The sequence below is a fragment of the Acinetobacter sp. ATCC 27244 genome, from assembly GCF_000156555.1.
GTDB classification, from domain to species: Bacteria; Pseudomonadota; Gammaproteobacteria; order Pseudomonadales; family Moraxellaceae; genus Acinetobacter; species Acinetobacter haemolyticus.
On sequence record NZ_GG665964.1, the window covers coordinates 31,213 to 41,949 of the forward strand.

General features: G+C 37.2%; 9 protein-coding genes and 1 pseudogene. 8 read left to right on the plus strand and 2 right to left on the minus strand.

The genetic code is table 11. The annotated features are described in order from the left end of the window. Window positions 1-622: 622 nt before the first annotated feature. Both HMPREF0023_RS14125 and HMPREF0023_RS14130 read left to right on the plus strand, forming a co-directional pair. On the plus strand, window positions 623-1,435 hold the full coding sequence (locus HMPREF0023_RS14125) for a TorF family putative porin (protein ID WP_017396796.1): 813 nt from the start codon (window positions 623-625) through the stop codon (window positions 1,433-1,435). Between the two features lie 297 nt (window positions 1,436-1,732). Continuing rightward, window positions 1,733-2,521, plus strand: a complete 789-nt coding sequence (locus tag HMPREF0023_RS14130; RefSeq protein ID WP_026056365.1) for a TorF family putative porin — start codon at window positions 1,733-1,735, stop codon at window positions 2,519-2,521. 46 nt (window positions 2,522-2,567) lie between these two features. Here the strand turns inward: HMPREF0023_RS14130 and HMPREF0023_RS14135 are convergent. Continuing rightward, window positions 2,568-3,218, minus strand: a pseudogene (locus tag HMPREF0023_RS14135) (ATP-binding protein); the annotation flags it as partial. Between the two features lie 114 nt (window positions 3,219-3,332). On the opposite strand from HMPREF0023_RS14135, the gene HMPREF0023_RS14140 reads away from it, so the two are divergent. The 6 genes from HMPREF0023_RS14140 (at window position 3,333) to HMPREF0023_RS14165 (ending at window position 10,014) form a co-directional block, all read left to right on the plus strand. Further along, the gene (locus HMPREF0023_RS14140) at window positions 3,333-4,031 is read left to right on the plus strand and encodes a heteromeric transposase endonuclease subunit TnsA (RefSeq protein ID WP_001064759.1); all 699 of its coding nucleotides are present in this window, start codon (window positions 3,333-3,335) and stop codon (window positions 4,029-4,031) included. Then, window positions 4,024-5,913, plus strand: a complete 1,890-nt coding sequence (locus HMPREF0023_RS14145; RefSeq protein ID WP_000999878.1) for a Mu transposase C-terminal domain-containing protein — start codon at window positions 4,024-4,026, stop codon at window positions 5,911-5,913. Before HMPREF0023_RS14140 ends, HMPREF0023_RS14145 begins: the two co-directional genes overlap by 8 nt. After that, the gene (locus HMPREF0023_RS14150; RefSeq protein ID WP_000073961.1) at window positions 5,910-6,761 is read left to right on the plus strand and encodes a TniB family NTP-binding protein; all 852 of its coding nucleotides are present in this window, start codon (window positions 5,910-5,912) and stop codon (window positions 6,759-6,761) included. Before HMPREF0023_RS14145 ends, HMPREF0023_RS14150 begins: the two co-directional genes overlap by 4 nt. Before the next feature lie 19 nt (window positions 6,762-6,780). Next, window positions 6,781-7,872, plus strand: a complete 1,092-nt coding sequence (locus tag HMPREF0023_RS14155) for a TniQ family protein (protein ID WP_000622362.1) — start codon at window positions 6,781-6,783, stop codon at window positions 7,870-7,872. A 19-nt stretch (window positions 7,873-7,891) separates the two neighbouring features. Beyond that, entirely contained in the window at window positions 7,892-9,307 is a 1,416-nt protein-coding gene (locus HMPREF0023_RS14160) for a hypothetical protein (RefSeq protein WP_004777765.1), read from the plus strand. Between the two features lie 68 nt (window positions 9,308-9,375). Next, entirely contained in the window at window positions 9,376-10,014 is a 639-nt protein-coding gene (locus tag HMPREF0023_RS14165) for a hypothetical protein (RefSeq protein ID WP_000530048.1), read from the plus strand. Here the strand turns inward: HMPREF0023_RS14165 and HMPREF0023_RS14170 are convergent. Further along, window positions 10,003-10,737, minus strand: a 735-nt coding sequence (locus tag HMPREF0023_RS14170; protein WP_008942413.1) for a hypothetical protein, incomplete at its 5' end; no start/stop codon positions are given. The two genes, HMPREF0023_RS14165 and HMPREF0023_RS14170, sit on opposite strands and share 12 nt — an antisense overlap.

Consider the following 10,737-nt stretch of genomic DNA (forward strand, 5'->3'; position numbering starts at 1 on the left):
AACTTATAAAATATTATGATTTATTTACTGTATAAAATTAAATCAAAATAAAAATAACCTAATGATTTTTATTGATAAAATAATATATATAGCATGTATTTTGTAGTTGTTTTTTTGGAAATTAATTCTCATTTAATGTGTGATAAAGACATATATTTTCTTTTTAAATTTAATGTTTATTTAGACTATGGTTAAAAAACTATCAAACTAATTTGCAAAATATGACAACCCGATGAATGGCATTTTTTTTGCCTACAAAAAAGAACAGCTTTTTCATTTCTCTTTAATATTTGAGTGGTGCACTTTTAGAGGGCGATTATTTATTTAGTGATAAATTGCTTATATTTCAATCGGTCTGTTATCGGATATCCTATCTTATTGCATCTTTATTGTGCAATAAATGACCTAAAAGAGTTTGTTGCTCTCAAATTGCTCATAAAAAGCTCGTCTCTTTATTCTTTCGGCGCGACCATGAGGCGTTTGATCGGTATAAATAGCACTTTTATGGAACGAGGGCACTATTTCACAAGGAATCTGTAAAGTTGGCACAGCATTTGCTAGTTACATCCTGATGCAATTTAAAACATAAATCAGTCGAATATCCATCATGGGGGAGATCAATATGATGAAATTTGCATGTAAGGCTATTGCTTTAAGTATTTTAGCTGCCGCTTCAGCGACAACAATGGCGGATGATAAAACCTCAGTTTATGGTATTACCGCAGAGGGCGAAGTCACCGTTGTTACAGATTACCGTTTCCGTGGCGTTACTCAATCATCAAATAATCCAGCCATTCAAGGCGGTTTTACATTTTCTCATGAATCTGGGGCGTATTTAAGTCTTTGGGGTTCAAGTGTTGATTTTGGAATTTCAGGTGTTTCAACTGAAACGGATGCAACATTAGGTTATAGCAATAGTTTTGCATTAACGCCAAATATGCAAGCAACCTATGATGTTGGTGTGATCCATTATGGTTATATTGGCTCTAAGTCAAATTATACGAATGAAACAAATGGTAAAGACGGTTTAGCATTCACTGAAATTTTTGCTAGTTTAGCTTTCCCTAGCACAATCTTTGCTGAGGATGAGCTTAGTGTGGGGGTAAGTTATTCACCAGATTACTGGGGGAGAACAGATGACTTTTGGTATTTTAATGTTGGTTATTCAGCACCGATTGCAGATACAGGTTTAACAGGTGTTGCTTCCATTGGTTACAATAAATTGAAGAATAAAGATGCTTTAGCAATTGTAGCTGGTGGCCCAGGCAAAGATGATGATTATATTGACTATAAGGTTGGTGTTGGTTATAGCTTCTTAGGTCTAGATGCTGGTTTGGATGTTGTCGGTACAAACATTAGTAAATCTGGTATGACCAAGAACGATAAAAAGCCTTATGATACAGGTGTGATTTTTAGTTTATCTAAGTCTTTCTAAAAGCAGCTCTCAATTATAGAAGCCAGCAATTGCTGGCTTTTTAGTTAGATAGAGCTCTAAAACTATTCTTTTTGCAGAATTAAACGCCCCATTAAGTTCTAAACTGCTTCAGTTTGGATATCTCTTTCAAATCAAAATAAGATTTTTTAGATTAAAAAACTTTAAAATAGGTATTTTTTCTATTTAAGTTGTTGTTTTTAATTTAATTAATTTGTTTGGCATAGCATTTGCAAATTACACCATGATGCACTTTTAAACTTAAATCATTTGAATGTCTAAATCATGGGGGAAATCAATATGATGAAATTTGCATGCACAGCTGTTGTTTTAGGGATATTTTCAACACTATCTACTTTAACGTTAGCGGAAGAGTTGAAGCTTCCATTTCCAGGTTCTATTTCAGGAAATATTAGTGTTGTATCAAGTTATAACTTACGTGGGATGACCAATTCACCTGAAAGTGATACACCTGCGATTCAAGGTGGGTTGGATTATACACACGACAGTGGGTTTTATTTGGGTTATTGGTTTTCGACTTTGACAGCGGCTTATGCTGATTTTAATACTTCTCCAACCTATGTACCTCAAGAAAAGAAATCTTTCGAAAATGATTTTTATGCAGGGTATAAAGGCAAAATTACTGAAGATCTCGGTTATCAAATTGGAGCAACTGTTTATTACTATTATCCAGGTTGGGAGTCTACAGGTTACGAAACAATTGTAGGATTGAGCTATAAAGATTTTAGTATTACTGCTCAAACCCTATTAAATAATGTGACCTTTGGTAATAAAGGTGATACGTATTTCTTAGCGAGTTATACACCACAGTTGCCAGGTGGGTTTACTGGTAAAGCGCAGGTTGCAGCGTATTACTATGGAGATGATGATGAATATTTAACCTATCAAGCGAAGGCAGGCGACGTCACCAAAACGGATTTTGCTTTCCGTCATGCGACATTAGGTCTGTCTCATCCCTTAGGTGCAACGGGTGCAACTTGGAGTTTGGATTATATTTTTGGTGGTTATACTCGGGATGAAGTCAAACATAAGAACAAAGTTGTTTTAGGTCTGGGTTACGCTTTTTAATAATAAGAAGAATTGAAGCGACCTGAGGGTCGCTTTTTTAGCGTATTTAATTTGAATTGCCTCGATAAGATAAGGCTTCTGTTAAGTGACTGCTTGAGATAGTTTCACTTTCTGCTAGATCTGCAATGGTTCGAGCAACGCGTAGTACTCGATGGTAGGCACGTGCAGAAAGATTCAAACGTTGTTGTGCTATTTCAATAATTTTGGCAGAGCTTTCATCTAAACAAGCGTATTGTTCTAATCGTTTTGGTGAAAGTGCTTGGTTTAAGCATTGCTGTCTATCGATTTGTTGGTGATAGGCTTGGATGACGCGTTTGCGAACGGTTGCAGAGTCCTCACTTGCTGTTTGATCTTGTAACTCCTGTGCTTGTAATGGAGGGACATCAATATGAAGATCAATACGATCTAATAATGGACCTGAAATGCGATTTTGATAGCGTTGAATGCTTTCTGGAGAACACTGACAGCGACTATCCTGATTGAACGCATAGCCACAAGGACATGGATTCATAGCTGCAATAAACTGGAAATTTGCTGGAAAAGTCATTTGTCGTGCAGCACGAGAAATCACAATTTCCTTAGATTCAAGAGGTTGGCGTAGAACCTCAAGCACTTTACGGTCAAACTCAGGGAGTTCATCTAAAAATAATACACCTAAGTGAGCAAGTGTAATTTCTCCAGGTTTAGGTTGTGAGCCACTGTTATTTACAAAGAACTATGCGACAATATAAGCTAGGGTCAAAGACTTAGACCACCTTTTATAAAGAACTATGCGACAAATTTTATAAAGAACTATGCAACGGAACCTAGAATGAACAATCAATCATGCGACACCGTTAACATCGTACCAGCTCGAAGAAAAATTGGTAATACACGTATCAGTGTATCTGGTTTATATCCTTTTAAAAAAGATTCCGCAGTTGCCTTTGAATCAACTCTTGAACGGGATTTCCTTATTCGATTAGAGGTTGATCCCAATGTTCTTGCTGTTGAGTCTCAACCATTTACCATTGAGTATTTTGATAATGGACAGAAACGAGTTTACACCCCTGACTACCTAGTAACTTATAAGCATAATGATTTTATTCCATTTATTGCACCTAAACTGGTTGAAGTAAAACCTACAGATGAATTGCAACTTAATTTGCATCTATGGAAAGCTAGATATCGTGCTGCCATGAGGGTATGCAAAGAAGAGGGTTGGAAATTTCATATTGCACATGAGGGGCGTATTCGGGACCAGTTATGGTCGAATGCCATGTTTTTACAAAAGTACCGAAAGATGGAATTTCCCCCTGCTGATTCAAAGCACTTATTGGATTATGTGAGAGATCGAGGAGCAGTAACTTTTGAGACTCTATTAGCCAGACATTTTCTTGGAAAATGGGACAGAGCCAATGGAATTAGTCAAATCTGGTATTTAGTTGCTCATGGTTATCTGGTTTGCGATTTAAGTATGCCTTTACAGCCATCTACTGAACTTTGGGTAAATGGGAGTTGTCATGAATGATAGACGTGTGAATATCAAAATAGCTGCTGGGGAGCCGGTTCAGATAAAAGGGATTCCCCATACGATTATTGAAGTCATTGACCTAAAATCGGTTTTTGTTGAAAACAATAATACTGGCAGGAAAAGTATCGCGGCTATCAGTGAATTAAGGCCATCAATAGCTGTGGAACAGTATGAAGATCTAGAGCTCATCGCTGATAAAGACTGGATTGAGGCTGAAAGACGTTTCAACATCATCCGACCTTTCATTGAGGGAGGCGTGAGTGGTCGTAAGGAAGTAGAGTTACGAGCCCAAGAACATGATATTAATCCAGCCACTATCTATAGATGGTTAAAAATCTATAAGGCATATGGAACTATTGATGGATTGCGGCCCAGAAAAGAGGGATTGCCACAAGGCAAGAAGATAATTAATAAACATGCTGAAGCAATCATTGAAAAAGCCATCAAGGATTTATACCTAACTAATCAAAGAATAAGTGTTCAAAAAGTTGTACTTGAAGTGAAACGCTTATGTCATGAATACCATATCCTAGAGGTGCCTCATGCCAATACAGTAAGAAATCGTATTGCAGCGATTAGCCAGAGAGACTCTCTTCGTAAGAGGGGACATAAGGAAAAGGCCGATAACAAATTTACACCTGCCGCAGGGAAATTCCCTCATGCTGATTATCCACTTGCCGTCGTACAGATTGACCATACGCCTGTTGATCTTATTCTGGTTGATGATTTTAGCAGGTGTCCTATAGGACGACCTTTTCTTACGTTGGCAATTGATGTGCGTTCAAGGGTAGTTGTGGGATATTACTTATCATTAGATGCCCCCTCTGTTATGTCTATTGCAATGAGCGTTTCTCAAGCTGTACTGCCCAAAGAGAAATGGCTAGCTTCGCGCAAGATTCAAGCTGAATGGCCTGTCTGGGGAATTATGAACACCATTCATGTCGATAATGGACCTGAGTTTCACTCAGAAACTTTCAGAAATGCTTGTATGGCACATGATATTCGTCTGGAATACCGACCAGTTAAAAAACCACGTTTTGGCGGGCACATTGAACGTTTGATGGGAACATTTGCAACCGATATTCACGCAGTTCCAGGAACAACTTTTTCAAATATTTTTGAAAGAAAAGGCTATAACTCAGATGCGGAAGCAGTTTTCACATTCTCCGAATTTGAGGACTGGCTGATTGATTTTATCTGTAATGTTTACCACAAAAGGAAACACTCTGCTTTAGGTACTTCTCCACTACATGCTTTTGAGTTAGGTATCTTTGGTGATAAAAACACGTTAGGTTCTGGGGCTGCTAGATTGCCTGCAAATGATCATAATTTCTTTCTTGATTTTCTACCAAGTTTTGAAAGGACGATTCAAACAACAGGTGTAACAATTGATGGTCTTGCTTATTATGCTGATGTACTAAGAGGTTGGATTAATGCTGTAGACCCTGATAATCAAAAGGAAAAACGTAAATTTATCTTTAGGCGTGATCCAAGAAATATTAGTGAGATATGGTTCTTTGATCCCGAAATCAAAAATTATTTTAAGGTTCCTTTAGCGGATCAAAGTATTCCACCATTTAGTATTTGGGAACACAAAAAGATTCAGGAACTGAAAAAGGAAACTGGCGAATATCTAAAAGATCATGAACTTGGACAGGCTCTAGCTAAACTTCGGGAGCGTGTTCAGGAGGCAAGTACTAAAACTCGACGGGCTCGCAGATCACATCAGCGCAGTACCCAACATCAACAGAGTGTTAACCCTGCTTCAATTCAGGGCAAAAAACCTCAACAAGAGAGTACGATTTTGGAGCAACAGCTTGAAAACGTATATGGTTTATTGCCTCTCGATGAGCTGGAAAATGATGAGGATATTTCATGAGTAACTATTCACATGTTTTTCAAGAGTTTCGCCCTATTGTGGAACAGTCTAATGAGGACAGACTCTACTTCCTGGAAGAGGACCGATGGATTGGGTATCCAGCAGCCAATGACTTGTTAGACCAATTGAAAGGATTCCTGACACTTCCTAAGCGGAGCCGTATGCCCAACTTACTGGTATTGAGTAAGCCAAATAATGGTAAAACCTCAATTATTAACCAGTTCTTTAAGCTGTATGGGGAGGGTTATGTCAATGCAGAAAATAATGCAGTAAAACCTGTAATCATTGTACAGGCACCTGTTTCCCCTGATGAAAAAGCTCTGTATATGGCTATTCTTGATAAGTTCTGGGTTCCTTTTCGAGAAAGAGATCCCGTTGCGAAGCTACGTTACCAAGTGGTCCATTGCCTTAAACTTTATGAGGTAAAGCTCCTCATTATCGACGAAATGAATTCTCTATTATGTGGCAGTCCGATTAAGCAAAGAACAGTAATGAATGCGATTAAGTATTTGTGTAATGAAACACAGATACCCATTGTTGGGTTTGGTACAGAAGAAGCAATTAGTGTTCTGCGTACTGATCCACAGCATGTCAGCCGTTTTCGTGTGGTTAATTTGCCCTTATGGAAACTAGATAAAGACTTTCAAGCTATGGTAAATAAATTTGAGAAAGTTCTTCCCCTCAAACAGGCTTCAAAACTGGCTGAACCAGCAACAGTAAAATATCTGCATGATATTACAGATGGAAACTTAGGTAATCTGCGAACGATTTTACGGGACGCCGCAAAGAAAGCTGTTGTTTCTGGTCAGGAGTTTATCGACCGTAGCTTGCTAGAAAGTGTGAAATAAGCAATGTGGAGGACTAGGTATGATAAGTGCAACAGAAATCCATTCATGGTTTATTCCCACGGACTTAAAGCAAGATGAGGCATTATCTTCTTGGTTGATACGTGCCGCACTTGACAGTGGTTGTGACCCATTAAGTTTAACTGGAGTACTTTGGCCCAAATGGCGAATCTGGTCTGTAGATGTAGATCGTGGTTTAAGTGCAGAGCAAGTACAGGTATTGATCAATACGACAAAAATTGATGAAAGCCAATTTAATTCTGCTACGCTTCGCAATTTTTTAATTAAATATAATCTGGATAATCAAACTCTTGATGCATGGTACTTGGTATTAGGTACAAGAAACCGTAAGCATCGAGGTGGCTGGCAATATTGTCCTGAGTGTCTATCTGAGGATAATGTTGCCTATTTCCGTCTGCCTTGGCGTTTTGCCTGGCATACAGGTTGTATAAAACATAATCAGCATTTACATGATCAATGTCCTCATTGCCATAATGCTATTCAACCTAGACGTCTTGAAGCCCCTGATCAGGTTATGACTTGCTGTTCAATATGTAAAAAAAGTCTATTGGAGGTTAATAAAAGCCTTGTGGATTGTCATGCCTTGGCATTCCAAAAAATCTTTGATCAATTCCTGGAACAAGGCTGTGCAACCTATCAAGACAAGTTGATTTCAGTAACTGATTGGTTAACGGTGATTAAGTTATTTTCACAATTTATTAGAAAAGCTTTAGCTGGCTCAGTAAATGGAAAAGGATGGGCTTTTCTTGAACAACTCAGAATTCAGGTGCCCCATCCTGAGCTTATATCGAATGGATTGGCTGTTAACCAACTTCCAGTTACCGAGAGAGAACGGCTATTTTCCTGTATTTATCAATTACTCATTATTCCCCAGGAAAAGTTTATTGAAACAGCAAAATCTTTAAATATGAACAGGTCTTCATTTTGGGATAAGAGAAACCAGTTGCCAGCCATATTAAGGCCTGTTGAAGAACAATTAGGCTCGATTTATCGGAACTACCCTCCAAAGAGAGCATTGGTAGCTACCTTTAAACCTAAAAGTAAGGAGACTGTAATACGCAAGTTTTTAAGATTAAAAAGAAAACTAGGGTAACTTTTGGGGGGACAACACCATGCCTCAGTGTGATGAATGTGGTGATGCGGTTGAAAAGATACACCGACTTTATAAACAGCGTAACTATTGCCATAAGTGCTATGTACGAGTTTTTAAAAAACAGGATTGTCCGTCGTGTGGTAAAAGTTCCAGATTATATAAAGCTGATAACTTGGCCGTTTGCCAACAATGTGAAACCAATAGACCTTGCATTAGATGTCAGCGTATTGATTACCCTATAGGAAAAATAACGGAGCAAGGCCCTGTTTGTAATAGTTGTTCAGTTTATTTTAGAGAGTTTCAAGCTTGTGAACGGTGTGGTGTGACATCACAACGCTTATCTCGTATCAGCCGTTTTGGAGATAATTTAAGAGTTTGCCCAAAGTGTGCAACCCGTGATTACCAGACATGCCAAAGTTGTAGAAGATATAGGTTGATTGAACAGGATGTTGTGTCAGGCAAAATGCTTTGTAAGAAATGTTTGACCTGTCCACCACTTCAATGTCTAACTTGCCAGCAACAGATTCCTGCTGGATATGGGAAATACTGTGAATTATGTACATGGCGAAGAATATTGGGGAATAGGATTAAGGAACTGGTTAATACATTAGTAAATCCAAGCCTCAAAGGTTACTTTAAAGATTATATGAATTGGCTTGATCATGAGGTTGGACCGCATAAGGCTGCATTACTAATTCGTAAACATATTCATTTTTTTGAAAAGACCAGTGATCTTTGGGGAGATCAGATCCCAGACAATGACTCTTTATTACATAGACTAAGAACAAGTGGTTTACGCAAATATGAGCTGCCCATCCGGTGGTTGGTTGCAGTACATCACCTGCATATAGATACCCAATCTAAAGGCCACTGTTCTGAATTTGACCAACTGAGAAAACTGGCGAACTCATGTCCTGGTTCATCGCTTTCAGCCCAAATTCTTCAGAACTATTATCAGGTTTTAATAAATAAAATGGATTTAGGGAAAACGAGTATACGTTCTGCCCGTTTAGCCATGAAACCAGCATCTGCTTTAATGCTGTTGGTAAGTCAATCACGATTAGATTTACCAACAATGTGGCATGTAAAATATTACTTATTTAAGTCCCCTGGACAAGCTTGCGCTATTGTTGGCTTTCTTAATTTTTTAAACAAGAATTATGATACGAACCTTGATACGTCATGGGTACTAGATGAAAAAATAACAGAAAAAAGTAATATGAAGAAACTGGAAAAACAATTGTTGGCCATCATGAAAGCCCCAGAGGAAAATTTTAATGAACTAGAGTGGATAAAGTTAGGATTGATGTATTTTCATAATTTGGATAAATCCTTTTTTAATCAAATGGATAGTATTAATTATAGGGGGCTGAATGATGGCTTTGAAGTGAGGTTTGGTGATCAGCAATATTGGATACCTAAATTGCTTGTATAACTGGACCATATAACGCTAATGTAGCTACATAAAGTTAAAACTGAATTTTGGGCTTCCAGAGGGTATGTATGGGGCAATTAGGTCATGAATATTGTGTTCATAATGGATTCAATAGGTCTCATGCAGGGAAATATGTTTATTCACTTGCTACGTTTATATCTTGGATATTGATTTACTTTTTACTGAAGTTCTTGGGTGGATTGTCTCCTTATTGGAATGTCATCATTTCTAGTGCTATCACTGCTTTATTATTTCTTACTTTTTATTTTCTATTTGATAAATGGATATGGAAAACAGGTTTATTTTTCAAGATTCTGAAATATCCTGATATTTCGGGAGAATGGTCATGTAAAGGTATCTCTGATTACCAAGAAGAAAATTCTGAAATGATTAAGCACAATAGAGAGTGGATTGGAAAAGTAACAATTTTACAAAGTTGGGATAAAGTAAGAATCAGATTAGAAACAGAATTTTCCACATCTGACAGTATTTCTGCTGCAATTATTTATGACGAAATTGAAGAATACAAAGTTCTTTATAGTTATGAAAACAAACCAAAAGATTTAGATCATGAAGAGTTACGTATCCATCGAGGATTTGTAGAGCTGACACTTCATAAAGACAATAAAAGTGCCAGTGCTAAATATTATAATGTTACTGGTCGAAGAACCATGGGAACAATGTTATGGGAAAAATTAGATAACTAATGGATAAGAGCCAATGGTTTCGTCATATAGGTAACCCAAATCTTTACGTATTTCCGTAACGAGTTTATCTAAGGCAATGCTCATTGTTGTGAGAGAGGTTTCTTTCTGATAACTATCAAATATTTTTCTGGTCATATCAGGTGTATATAAGCTATTTCTATAGTTTGGGTTATGATACAGATAATCAAAAAATCTTTTTGTTTCAAGAACTATTGCTAAAGCATTTGTTCTACCTTTCTTTAAATTTTCTAGATTGGAATGATACATAATAGAGGCTAGATCAAAACTACTTAAGTAAATTACTTTGCCCTCTTCAACTAAATCGGCTTTTATTGTTTTACAAAGGCGGATAGATTTTTTCAATCCTCCATCAGCATAGTATTTACATTTGTAATCTATATAAAAAATATGCTTGAAAGGTAAGTTCATCAATGTAGTAGGAGTTTTATTATCTAGAATATTGACTCCTCTTAAATAAAGGTGCTTTTGTTGTTGGTACTCATATGTTTCTACCCAATGAGAGGGTACAACATCTACATCCCGAGGAAGTGATCCACCTGTTAAAGTTATAGATTTAGCACCAGTAGTATCAATTGTTACGGCAGGATATGCTTGTCTTAATTCATAAGTGCACGCGTTCCTGAGTTCTCTTAATATTTTTATATCATCATGACGTAAAGTACCTAAATAACCCTCTGTACGATAATGTGATTTGTTAAGTAT

Bases quoted from the DNA above. Each gene is read 5' to 3' on its own strand.
- HMPREF0023_RS14140 (WP_001064759.1), top strand. From the start codon at position 3,333: ATGAACAATCAATCATGCGACACCGTTAACATCGTACCAGCTCGAAGA.
- HMPREF0023_RS14130 (WP_026056365.1), top strand. From the start codon at position 1,733: ATGATGAAATTTGCATGCACAGCTGTTGTTTTAGGGATATTTTCAACA.
- HMPREF0023_RS14150 (WP_000073961.1), top strand. From the start codon at position 5,910: ATGAGTAACTATTCACATGTTTTTCAAGAGTTTCGCCCTATTGTGGAA.
- HMPREF0023_RS14125 (WP_017396796.1), top strand. From the start codon at position 623: ATGATGAAATTTGCATGTAAGGCTATTGCTTTAAGTATTTTAGCTGCC.
- HMPREF0023_RS14160 (WP_004777765.1), top strand. From the start codon at position 7,892: ATGCCTCAGTGTGATGAATGTGGTGATGCGGTTGAAAAGATACACCGA.
- HMPREF0023_RS14165 (WP_000530048.1), top strand. From the start codon at position 9,376: ATGGGGCAATTAGGTCATGAATATTGTGTTCATAATGGATTCAATAGG.
- HMPREF0023_RS14155 (WP_000622362.1), top strand. From the start codon at position 6,781: ATGATAAGTGCAACAGAAATCCATTCATGGTTTATTCCCACGGACTTA.
- HMPREF0023_RS14145 (WP_000999878.1), top strand. From the start codon at position 4,024: ATGAATGATAGACGTGTGAATATCAAAATAGCTGCTGGGGAGCCGGTT.